This is a genomic window from Vibrio sp. V03_P4A6T147 (genome assembly GCF_002241085.1).
Classification (GTDB): Bacteria; Pseudomonadota; Gammaproteobacteria; order Enterobacterales; family Vibrionaceae; genus Vibrio; species Vibrio anguillarum.
Map to the genome: position 1 here is coordinate 1 of NZ_NDIO01000039.1, position 21196 is coordinate 21196.

The window sequence follows — 21196 nt, forward strand, 5'->3', positions numbered from 1 at the left end:
GAGCAAATATGGCGCAGTATCAGCGATGGTCTCCATCTTTATATGGAGAATTATTTACGTCATATATTGAAAGAGATCCCAGCCAACACCGCCGCCAACGTGCAGTTGTATTTGTTCATTGTACGGCTGCTCGCGCATATGCTGACCGTCAAACAGCCGATTCAACTGATCGCCGATGCGGTAAGGCAAGAAGATGCTCTGTTTGATTATTTTATCGACAGTGCAGGTGAAATTGAGCAGCTCGTCGAACAACTTGCCGAGCAATACAACCGTGAATTTTCAGCCACACCAATAAAGGTGTGGGAGATAAAATGGCAGATGATCATGTACGCGCACGGCGCGGCGAGCCTCACGCCATTTTTAAAAGAAACATGGTCAGATGAAACTCAAGATGTGAACCAATGCTTACTAAAACATTGGCAACTCTTTAATGACTTGATGATCGCCAAGTTCCATATCGACGAAGCTCAGACGCTCTGTCCGAACTCCATCAATGAGTTGCTGTATGATATTGAATGTGACTGGGCCAGATAAAGCGGGCGCTTTATCGCTTACCTCTACCTGCATGGATGTTTAGTTTTGCTTTCATCTTTCTTTTTTCCGCTGAACGGCTAGGTTTACGGCTGCTACGCTCAGTCGGTAAGGCTTCCAACAAACTCGGCTCAAACCCTTTTAACCACTCTTGTGGCAGGCGTTGATTGAGTAAGGCCTCTATCGCTTCAAGCAGATACTCTTCATCTCGGCTCATCAAAGAGACCGCGAAGCCCGTTAGCCCGGCCCGGCCTGTGCGACCAATCCGGTGCACGTAATCTTCCGCTTTATAGGGCATGTCGTAGTTAACCACTTGCTCAAGTTGCTGAATGTCAATTCCACGAGCCGCAACATCGGTAGCGATCAACGCTCTAACTTTACCTGATTTAAAATCATCCAATGCTTTTTGGCGCGCCCCTTGGCTTTTATCGCCATTGATCGAGGCCGCCTTGATGCCGTCCAATTTTAGTTCTTTGGCTAGCTCATCGCTGCCTTGTTTGGTTTTGGTAAATACCAAGACTTGCTGCCAATTACGTGAACCAATTAGATAAGCTAATAACTCGCTTTTACGTTTTTTATCCACTGGATAAACGATCTGTTTTACAGTATCAGCGGTCGCATTGGCTGGTGAAATTTGCACGCCGACAGGGTCACGCATCATTTTGTGTGCTAATGCTTTGATTTTGTCATCAAAGGTGGCCGAGAAAAACAGCGTTTGGCGTTCATCATTCATGCGTTTCAAAATACGTTGGATATCAGGCAAAAAACCCATATCGAGCATGCGATCGGCTTCATCCAGCACCAACACTTCGGTTTGCGTCAGGATAATGTTGCGCACAAACAGATGGTCAATTAACCGCCCAGGCGTCGCAATTAAAATATCCGCACCGCCACGCAAGTTACGTGTTTGCACTTGCATGCTGGTTCCACCATACGCGGTGACAATCTTCAATGTAGTGCTTTGTGCATAAGCACTTAAGCTATCAAACACTTGTTGAGCCAGCTCACGAGTCGGAACCAAAACAAGCGCGCGCACAACTTTACTATTGGCTTCTCGCTCGGCTTGGTTATCAAGAAAACGTTGCAAAATAGGTAAACCGAAAGCTGCCGTTTTGCCAGTACCCGTTTGCGCCCCAGCCATGACATCTTTACCAGCCAAAACATGCGGGATAGCTTGAGATTGAACATCCGTCGGTTGTTCAAAACCTAAAGATTGCAGAGCGCTAACTAATGTGGTTGAAAGTCCTAAACGTTGGAATGGGTGCACAGTATCAGACATTGCAGCTTACCTATTGGAAATCAGGGCGCGGATTGTAACAAAGCGCAAGGTAATCGCCTATTCAAAATCAGCGGAAATCAGCAGTGTTAGGGAATTGATACATGAGGGGGGAATATAAGGAGCATAGCCAGCATAGGCTGCTGGCTGGTACTATTCTGCGCTCTGTTCAGAGCATTCATGAGATACAGAGTCATAATCGGATAAATCAAATCCGATCTCCATGGCGTCGAGCCACTCTAAGCACTCATCGTTTTTATATTGGTCACTCATTAATCGACCTCCTTTGATATTTACTGAGACGGGATTATCACGTCGCAAGGTCCTTTTTAAATGATTTATATGACAGTTTTTTGAAAGCGAATGGTCAAATTAATCATCACCACAATATCTATCACAGCGAAACGATTTCGACCACTCTTATTTAGCCGCCACCTTGCAATGTAAACAAAAAAATACATTCATGGATTTTTATTTTTACAAAGCTGTTGAAAATGAATCCGAAGTTCTACAATATAGCCCAAAATGAGTGGATTAATGGTCAACACCCCGTTGTATTCATATATATCACTCCCTGAAACACAACATAACGTATAAAGAACTTTACACCATGACTCAATCAAAGATTTTCGGCAGTACTTTGATCATCGCAGGGACCACTATCGGTGCAGGCATGCTAGCTCTACCGCTCGCTTCTGCAGGTATCGGCTTTGGCACATCATTACTGATTATGATCGCCCTCTGGGCATTAATGGCTTTCACTGCATTGTTAATGGTTGAAATCCATCAATATGCAGACAAAGACGCCACCTTACATACATTGGCTAAACAGATCTTAGGGCAAAAAGGAAAATGGGTAGCGAGCTTTGCTATGCTATTTTTGTTCTATTCGCTTTGTGCAGCTTACATTGCCGGTGGCGGCGCACAATTCACTCATCGCCTGACAGAGTTTGCTGGCATTGAGATCAGCAATCCGCTAGGCACCTTGCTTTTTACTTTACTGGTTGCACTTGTGGTGACGATCGGCACCAGCACGGTTGATAAAGTGAACCGCCTGCTGTTTGCCGGTAAAATGGTCGCGATGATTATAGTGCTCTCATTTCTTGCACCTAATGTTTCTCAGTCATATTTGCTTAGTATGCCACTTGAGCAAGGCTTAATCGTTGCTGCAATTCCCGTCATTTTCACCTCATTCGGTTTCCATGGCAGTATTCCGGCGATTGTGAATTACTTAGATGGCGACACCCCTTCGCTGCGCAAAGCCATCTTAATTGGTTCTGCTATCCCGTTGATTATTTACATTTTTTGGCAGATCGTCACGTTAGGTGTCGTTAGCCAACCTCAGCTGGTTGAGAATTCCGGCCTGAGTGCGCTAATTGTGACATTAGGGCAAACCGTTCATCAATCCAATTTAAGCAGCATTATTGGCGTGTTTGCCGACCTTGCACTTTTGACGTCATTCTTAGGCGTAAGCTTGGGCTTGTTTGAATTCATGGGCGATACGATTAAGAAAAAGAACATTCCATTGCACCGTATGGCTGCCTCCGTCATCACCTATCTGCCACCATTAGTCTTTGCGCTATTTTACCCTCAAGGCTTTATTATGGCGCTCGGTTACGCGGCTATTGCGTTGACTATTTTGGCCATATTCTTACCGATTGTGATGGTGATTAAAGTGCGTTCAAACCAAGTATTCCAACCGCAGGGTGGAACACAATATCAAGTCAGAGGCGGCAAACTGGCTCTGACCATGACAGCAACCATTGGTTTGATGATCGTCACTTCGCAAATCTTTATTAGCCTTGGTGTACTACCCGCTCTGGGTTAATCAATTAAAGTTAAAAGTGGGGAGAGTAATATTACTCTCCCCACTTTTTTAACCTAAAATAAGATCAAAGTCTCAATCTTGATATTTAAGTCAACATTCATTTCATAAAATTCTGCACGAACACACACATTTAGCCTTAGTATATTTATAAAATTTACTATTACTTTTTTGCATATCGGAGCAGCAATGAAAGAAGTTCAGTTCAGGACGATTGACCGCGTGTTCATTAAAATGTCAATTAATGACAAGATGTGGGTGATCTTCGCTTTATTCCTCACCGCTTTAAGCTTTGTCGCAGGAAATCGCTATGTTGATTCACTGGCCCAGATAGAAGCGCAATCGAAGTTAGCTGTTGAGTACAAACTGCAAGGTCTGCTTGCCAGCGGCGCAGATCCACAAACCCTTTCAGCGGTTGAAACTAGCCATTCTTTAGCCGCAACTAGTTATCAAAAAGGGGTGATTACCGCCACAGCAAAACACAGCGATGGCAAAGTTTACGCGCTGACAGAGAATCTCTCTTATCTTGAAAAAGACGCTCAGCGATCGGCACTCTCGACTTTTCTGTTGAGCTATTTGTGGGCAATCCCTTTTGCTATTTTCCTCTATTGGGTCGCTACTTTTATTGGCGGTGCATTGTGGGTGCTATACACAACAACCTTGAAAATTTCAAAAGGTGATTTAACTTCACGATTAGGTTTTCATCCCGGTCGAGATGAGTTTGGTACCATCGGCTGCGCGCTCGATAACGCCATGGACACCTTGACCGAACTGGTAGTTTCAGTAAAACAAAACGCCACCACTCTCGGTGAGACATCCAGCTCTTTTGCCCATGAGATGAAAGAGAGCGAGCAACAAATCAGTAGCCAATACGCTTCATTGGATTCCGTCGCCACGGCCATGGAAGAGATGACGGCCTCGGCGCAAGAAGTCTCCACAATTTCCCAACAAGCCAATCAGCAAGCCGATCAAGATTCAAAACAAGCGGAAGAGAGCTCACAACTAGTTCAGCAAGCGATTAATGAAATTTCCCAGTTGTCAAAGTTCATTGAACAAGCCTCTCATTCGGTGTCTACATTGAATGAAAATACAGCGCAGATTAATGATGTGATCACCACCATCAATGCCATTTCGCAACAGACAAACTTACTGGCACTGAACGCTGCAATAGAAGCGGCACGTGCTGGTGAACAAGGGCGCGGTTTTGCCGTGGTAGCTGATGAAGTTCGCACCTTAGCTAGCCGCACGCAAGCGGCTACTGTTGAAATTCAATCCATGATTGAGAAGCTGCAAACCGAAAGTCAAGATATCGCACGCATTACTGAGCAAACGGTTAGTCAAGCTCAAACCAGTAGTGATTTAGTCGCTAACATCGGCAATAACGTCAATCAAATTGCTGAATCAGCAAAAATGATCAATGACATGAGTATTCAAATTTCAACTTCAGCCGAGGAGCAAAGCGCCGTTGCTAATGATATTGCTGCTGAGCTGAGTGATATTCGTACACAATCCAATGCGATTCGCAGTGTTGCGCAAACCTCATCGCAAGGTGTCGCTAGCCTTGCAAACGCTTCGCGCAACCTTGGTGAAATTTTAAGCCGTTATCGGACCAACTGATCATTGGATTGCTTGAGTAACCAAGTCAGATCAAAATAGCCAGTCATTTGACTGGCTATTTATTTCATTCATCGCAGAGAAGTTGAAGCAAGAGCTTAAGACTCAGGATAACCTTGTGGATTATTTGACTGCCAACGCCACGTATCTTGTGTCATCGCTTCTAGGCTGCGAGTCGCTTTCCAACCTAGATCCGCCATCGCTTTGCTTGGATCTGCCCAACACTCCGCAATATCACCAGCGCGGCGTTCGACCAATTGGTACGGCACGCTTTTACCTGACGCTTGTTCAAACGCTTTCACCATCTCTAGTACACTGTAGCCATTTCCTGTGCCTAGGTTATAAATGTGCAAGCCTGCTTGTTGGCCTACTTTTTCCAGCGCAGCAATATGACCATCGGCTAGGTCCATTACGTGAATATAATCGCGAACACCTGTGCCGTCTTTAGTTGGGTAATCACTGCCAAAAACAGAGAGAAATGCTCTTCGACCCACAGCCACTTGCGAGACAAAAGGCATTAGGTTGTTCGGAATACCTTGTGGATCTTCACCTAACTCGCCTGATGGATGTGAACCTACAGGGTTAAAATAGCGCAGCAGTGTAATGCTCCAATCTGGGTTGGCTTTATGGAAATCGGCCAAGCACTCTTCAACCATTAACTTACTACGGCCATAAGGGTTGGTCGCGCTGGTTGGGAAATCTTCGGTAATAGGCACTGAGGCTGGGTCACCGTATACGGTTGCAGATGAACTAAAAACAAGTGCCTTCACGCCAGCTTCACGCATGGCCGCCACCAGTACCAATGTGCCATTCACATTGTTATCGTAATATTCCAATGGTTTTTCTACTGACTCACCGACTGCTTTTAAGCCTGCGAAATGGATCACCGCTTGAATATTTTGCGCTTTCATCACTTCAACCAGTTGTGCTTGGTTGCGTACATCACCATGGACGAACAGCGGCTTCACACCGGACACTTTTTCGATGCGCTCTAAAACCGATGCTTTACTATTGTATAAGTTGTCAAAAATTACGGGTGTCATACCGGCGTGGATCATTTGAATGCAGGTATGGCTACCGATATACCCCATCCCGCCTGTCACTAATACTTTCATTGTTTTTACCTTCTGACATTGGTTGTGCAAGTTTAACGACTTTCAACCTAAACTTCACTTATAAATCAATCTGCTTTAATGTTTGTCTATCAGGCCAATTCGCTCTCTTTCGGCCCATACTTATCGCCAAACAATGAATCGGATCACTGTATATTGCCTTTGATTACGGCAAGTTACTCAACATGGACACTCAAGGATGATGCAACCCGTGACAAAAAGAACAATCACTCTCAATTGTGACATGGGCGAGAGCTTCGGTGCATGGCAAATGGGCGCTGATGAGTTGGTGATGCCTTGGATTGACATGGCCAATATTGCGTGTGGCTTTCATGCCTCTGACCCACACGTGATGAGCCGAACGATTGAGCTGGCGATTCAATTTGATGTAATGATTGGCGCTCACCCGGGTTACCCCGATTTGCAAGGTTTTGGTCGCCGTTCAATGAGTTTTAGCGAAGAAGAGATATGCGAGTTACTGATTTACCAGATTGGCGCACTCAAGGCATTATGTGAGAGCAAAAATGCCGAGATAAGCTACGTTAAACCTCATGGGGCTTTATATAACGATATGATGCGTGACAAATCTGTCTTTCGCGCAGTGGTCGATGCAGTTTCTTGCTTTAATGTGCCCCTGATGATCTTAGCTTCAGGCAATAACCAAGATTACCTTGATATCGCCGATATTTATGACGTGCCATTGCTGTTTGAAGCCTTTGCCGACCGGACTTATCTCGCTAATGGTATGCTCACTCCAAGAGGCCAAGCCAATGCAGTGCTGACTAATGAAGAGGCGATCATCAATCAAATTAAACAACTGGTTGATTACGGAAAAGTGACCAGTTCGGATGGCTTTGTGATCCCTATCGAAGCCGATACGATTTGCGTGCATGGCGATAACCCGACGGCGATTGAACTGATAGAGAAAATCCGAATTTGTCTACGAGAGCGTTGAACCATTACACGTGTATCTCCTAGCGGCTACAACGTCATCACAAGGAGTGTTAAGTGACATTGGACTACAGCATTGAACCCGTTGCGGAATGCAGCCTCTTATTGCGTTTTGCTCACCCGCCATCGGCCGATCTGTCACTCGATATCGGACAAGTTGCGCAACAGATCATGGTGCAGTTTTCTGCTTACCTGATGAATGTCACCCCTTCTTACACTACCATTTTGATCGATTACCTTCCTTATCGTATAACTCAAAGGGAGCTAGAGCAGCAATTGATCACAGCGATCGCGGCCTTATTTTTAGCTGTGGAAGCCACCCACAATTTAGTTGAGCTTGGCGCTTACTACGATGAAAGTGTCGGCCCAGATTTGAAGCGCTACCATGCGCTTGGTTTATCCACGCAACAAGTTATCGCGCTACACACTCAAACGGTCTACACCGTTTGTGCCGTCGGTTTTGCACCAGGCTTTGCCTTTATGGCTGAAGTAGATGAACAATTACGCTTACCGCGCCATGCCACCCCACGCCTTAGTGTGGCCAAAGGCAGCGTCGCGATTGCAGAACAGCAAACGGCCGTCTATCCGAACAACTCTCCCGGAGGATGGAATATCATCGCCAATTGCCCCCATCCGCTCTTTTCTCCTCATCAAACACCAATGACGCCTTTTTCGATTGGAACTAAAGTGAAGTTTACAGCGATGACTCGCGAGGAATTTTTATCATTAGGAGGTGAAATACCTCAATTAGCCGCGCAGTGGGAGCACCATTCATGAGCCCCCTACTACAGGTGATAAAACCCGGTCAACTGAGCTTAATTCAAGATTTTGGCCGCTTTGGTCTCAGTCATATCGGTGTTACTCAATCAGGACCAGTCGATGATTACGCCTACAGTTGGGCCAACCATTTACTGGGTAACCGAGTCAATTTAGCAACGCTTGAAATCACGCTTGGTCAGGCGGAATTTCATGTTGAACATCCATGTATGCTGGCAATTGCAGGTGGTGATTTATCGGCCACGTTAGATGGAAAACTGATTGGTAATTGGCAAAGCTTTAGCGCGCAAGCCGGGCAAACACTGAAATTTGGCCTAGCCAAAAATGGCTTAAGAGCTTATTTGGCCGTGCGCGGAGGGTTCATTGTGCCTCACCATTTAGGTAGTGTTGCCACCGTACCCAAAGAACAGCTTGGTGGGTTAACGCAAAACGGCGTACCACTGCAAGCGGGCGATTCACTGCACTTTAATCCCCACGCTATCGATAACAAACCCGTACACATCACTTTTCGTTATAAGCCTGATTATAATCTGCCACTTAAATTACGCGTCATTGAAGGCTACCAAGCCCTGCAATTTTCATCGCAGCAACTCGATCGCTTTTATCAAACCAGCTTCACTGTCAGTCAGCATGCCGATCGCATGGGCTATCGTCTTAATGGCGATACGGTTACCCCACCCGCGACACCTATTTTATCGGAAGGAATTGCTTTGGGGGCGATTCAAATCCCGCCAGATGGCCAACCGATCATTTTACTCAACGATCGCCAAACCATCGGCGGTTACCCTAAATTAGGGTGTGTGGCTCGCATTGATCTGCCCCGTTTGGCACAAGCAAAACCGGGGCAGAAAATACGTTTTGTCAAAGGTGATATACAAGGCCTGCAAGAGGTTTGGTGCCAATGGGCGCGTTATTTCGGCTACTAACAACTATCACCTTGCTCCTTTAGAAAACCGCAAGGTGTTACCAATCAAACCATACCGACAATTTTTGCTAATTCTTCAGGATAAGCACGTGCCTTAGCTAACGCGATGGCTTTCTCTTCCACCTGTTCAAGAGCCAAACTCATGCTGATTGGGTGACGAACTTCTATCGATTGTAGCAAATCTTCATCGTTCACTAACTGCCAATACTGAACAATTTTAGTTGCCGCTTCCAACGCAGATGAACCTTTGACCACTTCGATTCGCGCATAATTATGAGCTTCAAACGTAACATCAGCGGCTCGTAATGTGGCATCTTGGCCGGGAATTTGCTGCGCACCAAACAGTGGCTTACCAGCCACTTGTGCTTGAATATAGTGTGGGATGAACTGACTCATGTGGTGTATGGCTCGTTCACTGCGCTCTTGCAGTGCGTCCTGTTGCCAACCGTTCTTAATTTTGCGTTCGAGATAATCAGGCAATACGGGCTGTGATGATCCAGCTTGCGAGGCCACTAACCCATCTTTAAATAACGTGATTCCCTCGGTCATACCATGCAACTGAAATAGACCATCAGCATACGGTGTTAGCTGAGCCATTCCTTGTGGGGTGCCTCTTGGCCCGTGAAAAATCACTTCTGGCCATTGCTGGTCGCATTCTGCCCAACGGGTAACGTAAGCCGCTTTAAATTCCACCAAGCGTTGACGCGGAGCCTTAGCCAAATCATCGACTATTCCCGTTTCATAACCGCATGCATTGACTAAATAATCGGCATGGATAACGTGTTCATGCTCTTGATCATCCAAATAAACGAGCTGCCATTGCTCATCAATAAAATCAGATTTGATTAATTTAGCGTGCGTTAAAACTTGGCAATGAGGCATCGCCGCTAACGCAAGCTCAGCACTGGCCGCCAGACGAAAAACACTCCAACCGTATTCTTGCACCGCAATGACTGGGTATTTCAACTGATTTAAATCTGCATGTTGAGCAAAAGGGATCACCCAATCATCGAATGATGTCGGTTGATCACTCTGTTGCTGAGTTGCTAATACCTGCAGTGCTTCACGGCTGTAGAGTTTGAAATACTCTTGGGGTTGACCAAGCTTCTGATTACATGGGTCTTTATCAACCAATTGTTGATAGCTGCGCTGAATAAGCTCTAGCCTTGGTAATAAGGCTTGCGGCTCACCGCCATCACTATGCGGAACAGCAATCACAGTAGGTCGCTTATTCAGCGTGTGGGGGTAGAGCCTGACGGTTTCAATCGACTGCTTAAGTAACTCAAGACACTGCTGCTGCGAAATTTCGCGATAGAGGTTACCGCCCGCGTGCAGATGGCAAATCGGCGGCCCATTAACGAGACCGGCGCTTTTTTCCAAAAGCAGCACATTGAGCCCCAGTTCTCCCATATGAACGGCGGCAGTGGCACCAGCCACACCCCCACCAATAATTGCGACACATGGAGAATCTGTATTGAACTTTTTATATGACATAAGATACGAGTACTCTGGAAAACCCGGATGCATTCTAAAGCTTGTAAAGCGTTATTAAAATCACATTTTTCACGTGGTCTTATCTGTTTTACGACTAACAAGCAATACGCATAATCGACAAATAACTTAAAAAATTGCTTGACTCAATAAAGCCAAAACGACGTTTTTTCAACCTTGTGAATAACAAAACTGCGCAACCCAAGGTAACTACGGGGCTAAGCGCAAATAGGCCGTTATCAAGCTGTCGAGTTATCCCAAACTTTATCCACTGTTTTTGTGGATAACTCCGTCTGGGATTATGGATATCGCTAGTTAAACTCTTTATTTATAGGGGTTAGCAGCCGCTTAATTAAACTACTCACGACCAGCGATAATGTGCAAAACGTCGCCAAGGGTAGCACCAACCACAGGCTGTAATGCGCCATAGGTTCTAGTTCAAAACCGAACTTCATGACGCTGGCCACCACCGCGTCAGAGCCAAGGCTTGCGACAACTCCGGCAATGAGCGCCATCAAACCGTATTCAGCCCAAATAGTCTGCTCGACGCGGCGCTTGCTGGCCCCTAAAGTGCGGTATAAGCGAATTTCTTGTTGCCTCTGGCTTAAACTTAAACGCAACAGGGTAAAAATCAGTAAAATACCAGCCATCACACCCATTGCAGCCAGTACTGTCACTGACCAGATAATTTGCGTCAGCAAAGTTTGAATTTTATCGCCCATTGCCCGGATATCCATCAAACTGACCGTAGGGTAAGTGCGAGCAAGGGTGGCAAGCAAAGCGTTATCTTGATCTTGCGCTCTGAAACTCACCAGCCACGTGGCAGGGATCTCCTGTAATAGGTCTGGGGTAAAAATGAAATAGAAGTTAGGCTTCATTTCTCGCCACTCGACTTGGCGAATGGAATTTACTTTCGCTTCCACGGTTTGGCTATTGATCACAAAGCCTAAACTATCACCCAGTTTCAGCCCCAAATCACGAGCAACGTCCGATTCAACCGAAACGCCACCCTGCTCTGTCCACACTCCTGCCGTCAGTTGGTTATTGCTGGGTAGCGATTCTCCCCAAGTGAAATTGAGCTCTCGCCTCAACGCATCACTCCCCTCTTCACCTTGAGCTTGTTGCTTGGCCTCTATGCCATTAATAGTCGATAAACGCCCTCGGATGATCGGATAGGCTTGCGAACGCACAATGTTGGCGCTATCTAACGTGTTAAGGTAATCATTAACTTCATTTGGTGAAATGTTGAGTGCAAATGCGTTATGAGAATCGCTGGGTAAGGTTCGCTGCCAATCAGAGAGTAAATCGGTACGCACCAACCAGATGATCGCCAATAACATTAACGATAATCCTAAAGCACCAAACTGGACTCCGGTCGTGATTGCCGAACGATTGATTCGGCTGAGCGCTAATTTAAGCGCGGTAGAGAGCGGAAGACGTCCTAAACTACGAGCAACCAAAACACTGACCACAGCAAGCACTGCAAAAAGCGTCACTATCCCAGCCAACACAATCCACACTAAGAGATTATTCCAATAAGCCCACAGCATCGGCACTAACGGAATCAAGATGAGCAACCCATTACGGCGATGATTCGGTTTCGCTCGCTCTGTTTGCATGACATTGAGCGCACTGGTATCTAGCAAATGCAGTAAAGGAATGCCGAGTGCAGGAAAAGCGATCAATACACTCGCCATCAGCGCAATAAAAGCGGGTTTAGCGCCATAACTCGGTAAAGGCGTAGGCAATAAATCCACCAGCGGCACGCGTAATAAAGACTCTAGGCCAATGCCGATCAATACCCCAAGCACCGCAGCAGAAACAAACAAAATCACCACTTGTACGATCAACCATTGGCGGATCCAACGTTTGCTCGCTCCAAGGCTTTTTAACATGGCGATGGTTTTTTGCCGCGTAGAAACATAGTGCTGACAAGTCAGGACTAATGTGGTTGCCGCCATGATGATCACAATCGCTACGGTTAACGACAAATATTGCTCTGTGCGTTCAAAAACCTCATTCGTTCGGCTGGCGCTATTTCGGTCGCGCCAACGATCGCTAGGCGTTAAAGTAACGAGCTGTTTTACTGCTTCAATCTGTCCATCATCACCATTAATGAACACGCTAAATTGCACCCGGCTTCCCAATTGAAGTGCACCAGTACGAGCCACATCGTCTTGGTGGATCAACACCGCTGGCATCTGTTGAAACGGATTAAAGCTGAGTCCCGGCTCCTCAAGGATGCGTCCCGAGACCGTAAAGTCAGCATCGCCCAGTGTGACCTGATCACCAATTTGAACGTCTAATTGCGCAAACACTCGTTCATCTAACCACAGTTGATTCGGCGCAAGGTGCTGAAATGTCGTCACATCATCAGAAAGACGCATTTCACCGCGTAGCGGATAAGCACTATCCACTGCTTTGACAGTGACTAACTGCATACCGCGCTCACTGAATGCCATTGTCGCGTAACGCGTAAGTTGTGAAGACGGCAGTTGCAAGCGCTCGATCTGATCGAGCAATGACGCTGGGGGTGGGTTTGCGGAAACAAACACACTATCGGCAGTGAGTGCGTCTTTACCTTGTTTAACAATCACTTGCTCCATACGCTCAGCTAAGGCAGTCAGCGCAAAAATACAAGCAATGATCAAGGTTAGCGCCACTGAAATAGGCCACAACTGTCCGTGGCGGATTTCACCTAAGCTCCAGCGAATTAATCGTTTATTGAGTGAACGGCTCGACATCTCGCTCATTACCGCTCCTCCAACATACCAGCTTGCATGTGGAAAATACGATCACATTGAGCCGCAAGAGCGGGATCATGGGTAACCAGCACTAAGGTCGTTCCGTGCTGCTTATTTAATTCAAACAATAATGAAACCACTTTTGCCGCGGTTTCTTGATCAAGGTTGCCAGTAGGCTCATCGGCAAACAGCACTTTCGGATTGATCATAAAGGCTCTTGCTAGCGCGACTCGTTGCTGCTCGCCCCCTGAAAGTTGTGCAGGAGAGTGATGCATTCGATGCGATAAACCAACGGCCGTCAACAAGGATTTAGCACGATCTACATCCTCTTTTTCACCTTTTAACAAACAAGGTAGCGTCACGTTCTCTAACGCAGACAAGCTTGGGATCAGCAAAAAGCTTTGAAACACAAAGCCAACCGATTGACTGCGGATCGCCGCGCGTCCTTCATCGTCCAGTTGAGATAATGGCTGGCCCAATAGCTCTACTTCTCCGCGTGTCGGCGTATCAAGCCCAGCCAACAGCGTCATCAGGGTTGATTTCCCCGCACCAGACGTTCCGACTATCGCCACGCTTTCACCACTTTTGATCTCTAGGTTTACCTCTTTTAGGATTGTTAAATGCTCTTGATTGGTAGAGACTGTTTTAGATAATGAATGTGCTCTAATAACGGATGTTTGCATGACTCGACTTCTTTCCTTGATTTGTATTTTATTATTCTCGGCTAGCGCTAGTAGTACCACACTCTTGATATTGGGTGATAGTTTAAGCGCTGGTTACCAAATGCCGATTGAAAACGCTTGGCCTAGCTTGCTACCTAATGCGTTGCAAGCTGAAGGTAAATCAGACATTGATGTCATTAATGCCAGTATTTCTGGCGATACAACGGGCAATGGCCTAGCCCGCTTACCGTCACTACTCACCCTACATACCCCTGATGCGGTGCTTATTGAGCTTGGTGCGAACGACGGATTGCGTGGCTTTCCATCTCAATTGATCAGCAGCAATTTAACCGCCATCATTGGCCAAATAAAAAAAGCAGGCTCAACCCCTCTTTTGATGCAGATTCGCATTCCACCAAACTATGGCAAACGCTACAGCGATGCCTTTTATAGCCTCTATTCTGAGCTTAGCCTCCAACACACTGTGCCGTTACTGCCCTTTTTCTTAGAGCAAGTGATCATTAAACCAGAGTGGATGATGGCTGATGGCTTACATCCGACGGTCGACGCTCAGCCGTGGATCGCCAATTTTGTTGCGCAACATTTAGCAGAGCATCTCTGATTTTAATGCCTCAGCTCAATGAACTTTACCTAGTTTTACGATATTTTTTAGACCATTCCCCTAACCGCAAAGGTACAAACTATGCACATTGAACCTGTGATCAAAGGTGTGGTCGCTCGCTCTGCTCATCCACTCGGATGCGAACAAGCTGTGTTACAACAGATTAATTACGTAAAATCTTGCAGACCGATCACTCACGGGCCAAAACGAGTTCTCATTTTAGGCGCATCGTCAGGCTTTGGGCTCGCCGCCCGCATTGCCCTAACCTTTGGTGGTTCAGAAGCCGATACGATTGGCGTTTCCTTTGAAAAAACGCCATCAGAAAAAGGGGTTGGTAGTGCTGGTTGGTACAACAATCTCTTTTTTAAACAACAGGCCGAGCAAGCGGGTCGAGTCGCCGTCAATATCGATGGGGATGTTTTTTCATCATCAGTACGCGAGCAAGTGATTGAAGCGATAGAGACCTATTTTGAAGGGGAAGTCGATTTAGTCATTTACAGTATCGCCAGCGGCATGAGACCAAAACCCAATTCAGATCAGTATTGGCGCTCCGCCATCAAACCGATTGGTGAGGCCGTTTCTGGTGCGACGATATTACTAGAAAACGATACGTGGGTAGAAACCACCATTGCTCCTGCAAATGACGAAGAGATCGAAAGTACACTGAAAGTGATGGGTGGCGAGGATTGGGAAAACTGGATAGATACGCTGATCAACACTGAATCGATTGCACAAGGGTGTAAAACCATTGCTTTTTCATACATCGGCCCTCAGATTACTCACCCCATTTATCTTGACGGTACACTGGGACGCGCCAAAATTGATTTGCACCAAACCAGCCACTCTCTCAACCTAAAATTGTCTAACTATGGCGGCGGGGCTTACGCAACTGTTTGCAAAGCTTTGGTCACGAAGGCGAGCGTGTTCATTCCCAATTTAAGCCCTTACATTGTCGCATTGTATAAGGTGATGAAAGAAAAAGAGACGCACGAAGGATGTATCGAGCAAATGCAGCGTCTGTTTAGCGAAAAACTCTCTAGCAAAGGCAAAGTACCCGTTGATGGCGAACGACTGATCCGTATGGACGACTGGGAGCTCAACCCAGATACTCAGCAAAAAGTGGCCGATTTACTGGAGAAAATGGATCAGCACAACTTTAAGCAACTAGGTGACTACAAGGGCTTTAAGCAAGAATTCATGCAGCTCAATGGCTTCGACTTTGATTGTGTTGATTATGCTCAAGAAATTAATATCGACCATTATATCAAGCAAGCCGATTAACTCCTTCCGTATCATTTACGAGACACAGCTAACTATCTCAATGCCCCAATATTTTATTGGGGCTTTTTTTTGTTACATTGGCGGCGCGTTCTTATTCTTAATACCATACTATGGTCATAGGAGCGGATCTTGTCATCGTCAGTCTAGAGCAATGAATGCTCGGCTTTTTTAAGCTTTGTCGTCCAAAGGAATTTGATAATATGTCGAAAATAAAGACACATGAGATGCTCATCCCCTCTTCAATGATGGATGGATGGCAGCGCATTGTGAATTTACTCGCTGAAATTTTAAACGTCCCGAGCGCATTAATCATGCGTGCTAGCCAGCAAAAACTCGAAATATTCTGTAAAAATACCAACGTCGACAACCCCTATCAAACCGGACATAAAGAACCCTTAGGACAAGGTCTGTACTGTGAAACTGTGATGCAAACACAGCAGGAACTATTGGTCCCGAATGCTTTAGCCGATACAAAATGGATGCATAATCCAGATGCACCACTGGGCATGATTGCCTATTGTGGCATCCCATTAAAGTGGCCGAATGGTGATATATTTGGCACCATTTGCGTACTCGATAGCAAGGAGAACCATTTTGGCCCCACCTATCGGCAGTTACTGGAGAGTTTTCGCGATACCATTGAATCCCAGCTCACCACCTTATACCAACAAGTAAGACTTCAGCAGCTCAATGATGAGCTTCAGCTTCGCGTCGATAACCGAACACAAGATCTTGCTGATCTCAACTACTCGCTCACGCAAGAGATCGATAAACGCCGCGCCGCAGAACAACAGATTCAATATCAAAAGTGGCATGACATCAGCACAGGTTTTTTAAATCGCAACGCACTTGAACTGGAACTCAAAAATAGCCTTTTACAAGCAACAAAACAGCACACCGAAGTTGCCGCCATTCATATTGGTTTCACTAATGCTCGTCATATTCAATCTCACTTTGGCTACCGAGCATGGGATCAAGTCATCGCTCGATATCGTGAGCGACTAGGCCGCTGCGATAAAATTGAAATATTGACCGCTCGACCCACGTCGACAGATTTAGTCTTGATCGTCAAAACAAAACTATTAGCGCGTCACCTAGAAAAGTTGTGCCATAAATTGGTCGAAATCGGGCATTCTGAATTTAAGCTCGATGACCATAATGTTCATCTTCATTCCTATATTGGTATTGCAACGAGTTTAGACACTGACAATGCTATAGAACTGCTCAAACAAGCTTCTGCTGCCATGGTCTCTTGCAAAGATTCCGGTCATAAATTTTGCTATCACTCGCAAGTATTCAGTGACTCACTCCGGCAAATCAACCAATTAGAAAGCTACTTATTACGAGCAGTGCGCAACGATGAGCTCATGCTCTATTTTCAACCTAAGGTCTCTCCAACCACTCATCGCTGGACGGGGGCAGAAGCGCTACTACGTTGGCGGCACCCCGTATTGGGCGATATATCCAATGAAACCTTAATTCACATGGCCGAACAAAATGGACTGATTTTTGAAGTGGGTAACTTTGTCCTGCGATCGGCCATCGAAAAAACGAGCCAATGGGCAAAACAGGTCGATAATTTCAAAATGGCCATTAACGTTTCAGCCGTCCAATTGAAGAATGCCCAATTCGCAGACCAAGTTCGTGAGCTACTGAACACCTACCAACTTCCAGCTCGGTACTTAGAGTTGGAAGTAACAGAAAGCTGTTTGATTGCGGATGAAGTGGTGGCTCGCAACACACTGCGAATTCTACACCAACTAGGTGTGACGTTGTCACTTGATGATTTCGGCACGGGCTACGCCTCTTTCAGCTATTTGAAAAAATTTCCCTTCGATTGCATAAAAATAGATAAAAGCTTTGTACATCAATTGGATCAAAGTGAGGAAGATAAAGAAATTGTTCGCTCAATCATTCACGTTGCCAAAAAATTAAAGCTGAAAGTGATCCTCGAAGGGATTGAAAATCAAAGCCAAGAAGACTTTATCATCAGTGAAGGGTGTGAGTTTGGCCAAGGCTATTTCTATGGTAAACCAATGCCTTGTGACGAGTTTGAGGCTGGGCTACTGAACCAAAATTATGCACACCCTGCCGAGACAAAGGTTTTGTAGGATAAAGGAATCCCTTATCATGTCTTTACTCTCAGTGTGGCGGTTCCTATAATCGCCGCCTTTCCTTTCCAAACGAGCGATATCGAGATGGATTTATTAACATCAATTCTCAAAAAGCTAGAAAAACAGAACTACCGCGCCTATCAGCAGATCAAAGGTCAATACGAATTTGGTGATTTCACCTTGCATATCGATCATATCCAAGCGGACCCTTACGCTTCTGCATCTCGCTTTCGCGCTACTCGAGCATGGTCTCTGACCGGTCTGGAATGGTTAAAAGAGAAATCACCGGCTTATCAAATGGCTGCAAGAGATTTTATCGCTCGTAGTTTTGCGGAGTTTGCTAAGCAAGAGAACCATATTGCCATCGCATTGACGGGCCAAACGGTGCTTGATAGTACCGCTGTTCTCTTTACGGAGCATGGTATTGAGCTTCGTTTTCGCATCAATTTACCCGCTGAAGGTCGTGACATTCTGGCCAAGAAAGCGCTCAACATCATCACCTTCTACCTGCCAAAATTCATTCGCCGGGCCACAATTGAACGTGAACTGGATAAAGATGCCCTACTTGAGCATTGCGCTGTGATCGAAGATCAAGAAGCAATGCGTGCACAACTGGTACAGCACAATCTGGTTGCTTTTGTGGCTAATGGCAGCGTATTACCTCGCTTGGCAGGTAACTGTGATCTGCCGATGAAAGACGCCGTTACTTTCCAAGCCCCCACATCGCTAGAAGTTGAGCTTGAGACACCAAACCAAGGAAAAATTAAAGGACTCGGCATCCCCAAAGGTATAACCCTTATCGTCGGCGGTGGTTTTCACGGTAAATCGACTTTGTTAACGGCGATTGAGCGTTCAATTTACAACCATATTCCCGGCGATGGCCGTGAGCGAATTGTTACGGATCATCAAGCCATGAAAATTCGCGCTGAAGATGGCCGTTGCGTACATAATTTAAATTTGTCCAACTACATCAATCACCTACCTATGGGTAAAGAAACCTCCGATTTCAGCACTCAAGATGCGTCCGGTTCAACATCGCAAGCAGCGTGGTTACAAGAATCCATTGAATCTGGCGCTAGTACATTACTGATTGATGAAGATACTTCCGCCACCAACTTCATGATCCGTGATGAGCGTATGCAAGCGCTGGTTAGTAAAGGTGATGAGCCCATTACACCATTGGTTGATCGTATCGGGCAACTTCGCGATGATTTGGATATCTCAACACTGATCGTCATGGGGGGATCCGGTGATTACTTAGATGTCGCCGATACTGTCATCCAGATGCATGACTACCACGCCGTTGATGTGACTAACAAAGCTAAAGAAGTCATCAAACAGCATCCAACTGCTCGTCACAACGAGTGTGAAACGCCACTGGCTATTTTCCCAGAACGCGCTGTGAATCGCACTGCGCTGCAAAAATTACTGGTTGATGGTAAATTCCGAGTCTCTGCCAAAGGCGTTGATTCGCTTCGCTTTGGCAAAGAATTTACCGATTTAAATGCGTTAGAACAATTGGAGTCACCTTCTGAAGTCAATGCGATTGGCTGGACTTGGTTCCAGTTTGCGCAGACTCCGGGGTGGTCAGCGCAACCAAGCAAAGAGATGATGGCTTTATTAGCAGGAACATGGCACCAAAATATGCCAAACCACGGTGACTTGGCGAAACCACGTGTCATTGATGTGATGGCGGCGTTGAACCGTATGCGCAAGTCGCAATTTAAAAACCACCAGTAAAGATTAACTCCCCAACAACAAAAGCAAAAAGAAGTGAGAGATCGCTTCTTTTTTACCTCAGTACCTTATTGCTTTAGTACATTACAGGTAGTTAGCTTAGGTATGCCTTACAGTGCCAGTTGACCTTATTCGGCGAACATCTTGTCTAGAGTTTAAGGTTTGGACTTTAACTATTTTGCCGCAAAATATTCCATGCTTCACACAACACTCTAAATGTTTCAGCATTGCCATTGTCTCTATCTGGATGCCACTTTAGTGCCAACTTGCGCCATGTTTTTCGGATTTCAATTTGCGTCGCTTCCGCTGGTAATTTAAACAACCTCAATGCTTGAAGACGATTCATATTAAGGTTACTCGTTCCACCCATTGCTTTACGGTAACGAGTCCAGAATTCGTTCAACAAGCGGCGCACTTCTCCTTCATCAGCCTCATAATTTTTCCACTGAGTGTAATAATCACGCAATGGTTCATCTGGGTCGATTTCGCAACTAACGGCACGATGCGCAGGCATTAGTACAATGTCCATTGCTGATACTTGTAACCACTTTTCAGGGTAAAGCGTCTCTTGAAGCTGATAGAGCGCGTTCATGATCAAAAAATTACGCTTAAAGAGGTCTTTTTCAGGTGCGCTATCAAGTACAGGCATGAATCCCTGTTCACTTAAATGTGCCGCTAACGTATGGACTTTCCAACCGGAAGGCTGTTTACGCAACACCTCCAACATTGGCCAAAGCAGCGGATTTTCCATGTAAGATTGAAACTGAGCGGTAAGTTCTAAGCTTTCAGACATACTTTCGGGCCTACTTTGGGACATAGTCTCGACGTTCACATTAAGGTTCTCTCTTCATTCAAATCCAATATCGCTTTTTTGTCGAGTTTCTTACCGCATATTATCTTGGCTTTTTGAACTAGAGTCCGTTTATCACACGCACTATCTATCAATACATAAAAAGAGAAAGATCGAGTTGTTGCATGATCTTCTCCACTTTACGGATCTCTTTGCCAAGACAATGCGAAAATCAATCACAAAACGAAGGTAGATACGCACATCTCAAACACAAATTTCTACGTCTATAAGATACAGAATTCAACAAAATTGAACATCGTGCAAAATAGTGGCACTATCCATCGGTATTTTGTGATAGGAAAAACCATGTCTCTCAACTTCTCACGCACGCTTTTATTTTTGACAGCGATTTACGGTGTACTCTTTCTATTTTCAGCGATCGCGCCAGTTTCTCGTGCTGTCTGGTTAGCAGAAATCATCCCTGCGCTAGGGATCTTAGCACTCGTCTATTGGGCTTCAACAAAACTACGCTTTAGCTCAACGGCTTATATTCTGATGTTTGTGTGGCTTAGTTTGCATACCATTGGGGCTAAATATACATTTGCAGATGTTCCGTTTGCTTGGTTCAACGAACTGATCGGATCATCTCGTAATAATTTTGATCGCGTCGCTCATTTCTCAATTGGCCTTTATGCCTACCCTATCGCTGAATATTTAATTAGAAAGCAGCTCTGTAAACCGCTA

At 45.7% G+C, this 21196-nt stretch carries 17 protein-coding genes; 11 read left to right on the forward strand and 6 right to left on the reverse strand.

The window, feature by feature from the left end; translation table 11 throughout:
• A partial coding sequence (locus tag B9J84_RS01425) for a TetR/AcrR family transcriptional regulator (RefSeq protein ID WP_143698821.1) occupies window positions 1-534 on the forward strand: 534 nt, incomplete at its 5' end.
• A gap of 10 nt (window positions 535-544) precedes the next feature.
• On the opposite strand, the gene B9J84_RS01430 is transcribed toward B9J84_RS01425, so the two are convergent.
• Window positions 545-1810: a DEAD/DEAH box helicase gene (locus tag B9J84_RS01430; RefSeq protein ID WP_017047353.1), complete on the reverse strand. Its 1266-nt coding sequence runs from the start codon at window positions 1808-1810 to the stop codon at window positions 545-547.
• Window positions 1811-2417: 607 nt separating this feature from the next.
• Here B9J84_RS01430 and B9J84_RS01435 point away from each other — a divergent pair.
• Window positions 2418-3635 (forward strand): aromatic amino acid transport family protein, encoded by a 1218-nt coding sequence (locus B9J84_RS01435; RefSeq protein WP_017047351.1) that lies wholly within the window; start codon window positions 2418-2420, stop codon window positions 3633-3635.
• 186 nt (window positions 3636-3821) lie between these two features.
• Complete coding sequence (locus B9J84_RS01440; protein WP_179217493.1) at window positions 3822-5249, forward strand: methyl-accepting chemotaxis protein; 1428 nt, start codon at window positions 3822-3824, stop codon at window positions 5247-5249.
• Window positions 5250-5344: 95 nt separating this feature from the next.
• Here B9J84_RS01440 and galE read toward each other — a convergent pair whose 3' ends face one another.
• On the reverse strand, window positions 5345-6361 hold the full coding sequence (gene galE, locus B9J84_RS01445; RefSeq protein WP_029189705.1) for a UDP-glucose 4-epimerase GalE: 1017 nt from the start codon (window positions 6359-6361) through the stop codon (window positions 5345-5347).
• 208 nt (window positions 6362-6569) lie between these two features.
• On the opposite strand from galE, the gene B9J84_RS01450 reads away from it, so the two are divergent.
• From B9J84_RS01450 to B9J84_RS01460, 3 genes are read left to right on the forward strand one after another with little or no spacing between them, the layout of a single operon-like run.
• A complete protein-coding gene (locus B9J84_RS01450; RefSeq protein ID WP_094123368.1) occupies window positions 6570-7313 on the forward strand; it encodes a 5-oxoprolinase subunit PxpA in 744 nt (247 codons plus the stop codon).
• Between the two features lie 53 nt (window positions 7314-7366).
• Window positions 7367-8086 carry an allophanate hydrolase subunit 1 gene (locus tag B9J84_RS01455; RefSeq protein WP_094123361.1) on the forward strand — a complete coding sequence of 240 codons (720 nt, stop codon included), beginning with the start codon at window positions 7367-7369 and terminating at the stop codon, window positions 8084-8086.
• The gene (locus B9J84_RS01460; protein ID WP_013867949.1) at window positions 8068-9012 is read left to right on the forward strand and encodes a biotin-dependent carboxyltransferase family protein; all 945 of its coding nucleotides are present in this window, start codon (window positions 8068-8070) and stop codon (window positions 9010-9012) included. Before B9J84_RS01455 ends, B9J84_RS01460 begins: the two co-directional genes overlap by 19 nt.
• A gap of 44 nt (window positions 9013-9056) precedes the next feature.
• Here the strand turns inward: B9J84_RS01460 and B9J84_RS01465 are convergent, their stop codons facing one another.
• The 3 genes from B9J84_RS01465 to B9J84_RS01475 all read right to left on the reverse strand — a co-directional run bounded on the left by B9J84_RS01465 (window position 9057) and on the right by B9J84_RS01475 (window position 13929).
• Window positions 9057-10538, reverse strand: a complete 1482-nt coding sequence (locus B9J84_RS01465) for an FAD-dependent oxidoreductase (RefSeq protein ID WP_094123362.1) — start codon at window positions 10536-10538, stop codon at window positions 9057-9059.
• A 275-nt stretch (window positions 10539-10813) separates the two neighbouring features.
• Window positions 10814-13255 carry an ABC transporter permease gene (locus B9J84_RS01470; protein WP_094123363.1) on the reverse strand — a complete coding sequence of 814 codons (2442 nt, stop codon included), beginning with the start codon at window positions 13253-13255 and terminating at the stop codon, window positions 10814-10816.
• Window positions 13255-13929, reverse strand: a complete 675-nt coding sequence (locus tag B9J84_RS01475) for an ABC transporter ATP-binding protein (RefSeq protein WP_013867953.1) — start codon at window positions 13927-13929, stop codon at window positions 13255-13257. Before B9J84_RS01475 ends, B9J84_RS01470 begins: the two co-directional genes overlap by 1 nt.
• On the opposite strand from B9J84_RS01475, the gene tesA reads away from it, so the two are divergent.
• From tesA to B9J84_RS01495, 4 genes are all read left to right on the forward strand, one after another.
• Window positions 13928-14530, forward strand: coding sequence for a multifunctional acyl-CoA thioesterase I/protease I/lysophospholipase L1 (gene tesA / locus B9J84_RS01480; RefSeq protein ID WP_064626273.1), 603 nt, complete (start codon window positions 13928-13930; stop codon window positions 14528-14530). The two genes, B9J84_RS01475 and tesA, sit on opposite strands and share 2 nt — an antisense overlap.
• Before the next feature lie 81 nt (window positions 14531-14611).
• Window positions 14612-15811: an enoyl-ACP reductase FabV gene (gene fabV, locus B9J84_RS01485; RefSeq protein WP_088729679.1), complete on the forward strand. Its 1200-nt coding sequence runs from the start codon at window positions 14612-14614 to the stop codon at window positions 15809-15811.
• A gap of 200 nt (window positions 15812-16011) precedes the next feature.
• Window positions 16012-17922: an EAL domain-containing protein gene (locus B9J84_RS01490; RefSeq protein WP_094123364.1), complete on the forward strand. Its 1911-nt coding sequence runs from the start codon at window positions 16012-16014 to the stop codon at window positions 17920-17922.
• Window positions 17923-18009: 87 nt separating this feature from the next.
• Window positions 18010-19665, forward strand: a complete 1656-nt coding sequence (locus tag B9J84_RS01495; protein WP_047689992.1) for an ABC-ATPase domain-containing protein — start codon at window positions 18010-18012, stop codon at window positions 19663-19665.
• A 166-nt stretch (window positions 19666-19831) separates the two neighbouring features.
• Here the strand turns inward: B9J84_RS01495 and B9J84_RS01500 are convergent, their stop codons facing one another.
• The gene (locus tag B9J84_RS01500; RefSeq protein ID WP_179217495.1) at window positions 19832-20455 is read right to left on the reverse strand and encodes a DNA-J related domain-containing protein; all 624 of its coding nucleotides are present in this window, start codon (window positions 20453-20455) and stop codon (window positions 19832-19834) included.
• A gap of 306 nt (window positions 20456-20761) precedes the next feature.
• On the opposite strand from B9J84_RS01500, the gene B9J84_RS16265 reads away from it, so the two are divergent.
• Window positions 20762-21196 (forward strand): DUF2238 domain-containing protein (locus tag B9J84_RS16265; RefSeq protein WP_404206162.1); only part of this gene is annotated, 435 nt, incomplete at its 3' end.

Bases quoted from the DNA above. Each gene is read 5' to 3' on its own strand.
- B9J84_RS01430 (WP_017047353.1), bottom strand. From the start codon at position 1,810: ATGTCTGATACTGTGCACCCATTCCAACGTTTAGGACTTTCAACCACA.
- B9J84_RS01435 (WP_017047351.1), top strand. From the start codon at position 2,418: ATGACTCAATCAAAGATTTTCGGCAGTACTTTGATCATCGCAGGGACC.
- B9J84_RS01440 (WP_179217493.1), top strand. From the start codon at position 3,822: ATGAAAGAAGTTCAGTTCAGGACGATTGACCGCGTGTTCATTAAAATG.
- galE (WP_029189705.1), bottom strand. From the start codon at position 6,361: ATGAAAGTATTAGTGACAGGCGGGATGGGGTATATCGGTAGCCATACC.
- B9J84_RS01465 (WP_094123362.1), bottom strand. From the start codon at position 10,538: ATGCATCCGGGTTTTCCAGAGTACTCGTATCTTATGTCATATAAAAAG.
- B9J84_RS01470 (WP_094123363.1), bottom strand. From the start codon at position 13,255: ATGAGCGAGATGTCGAGCCGTTCACTCAATAAACGATTAATTCGCTGG.
- tesA (WP_064626273.1), top strand. From the start codon at position 13,928: ATGACTCGACTTCTTTCCTTGATTTGTATTTTATTATTCTCGGCTAGC.
- B9J84_RS01475 (WP_013867953.1), bottom strand. From the start codon at position 13,929: ATGCAAACATCCGTTATTAGAGCACATTCATTATCTAAAACAGTCTCT.
- fabV (WP_088729679.1), top strand. From the start codon at position 14,612: ATGCACATTGAACCTGTGATCAAAGGTGTGGTCGCTCGCTCTGCTCAT.
- B9J84_RS01490 (WP_094123364.1), top strand. From the start codon at position 16,012: ATGTCGAAAATAAAGACACATGAGATGCTCATCCCCTCTTCAATGATG.
- B9J84_RS01495 (WP_047689992.1), top strand. From the start codon at position 18,010: ATGGATTTATTAACATCAATTCTCAAAAAGCTAGAAAAACAGAACTAC.
- B9J84_RS01500 (WP_179217495.1), bottom strand. From the start codon at position 20,455: ATGTCTGAAAGCTTAGAACTTACCGCTCAGTTTCAATCTTACATGGAA.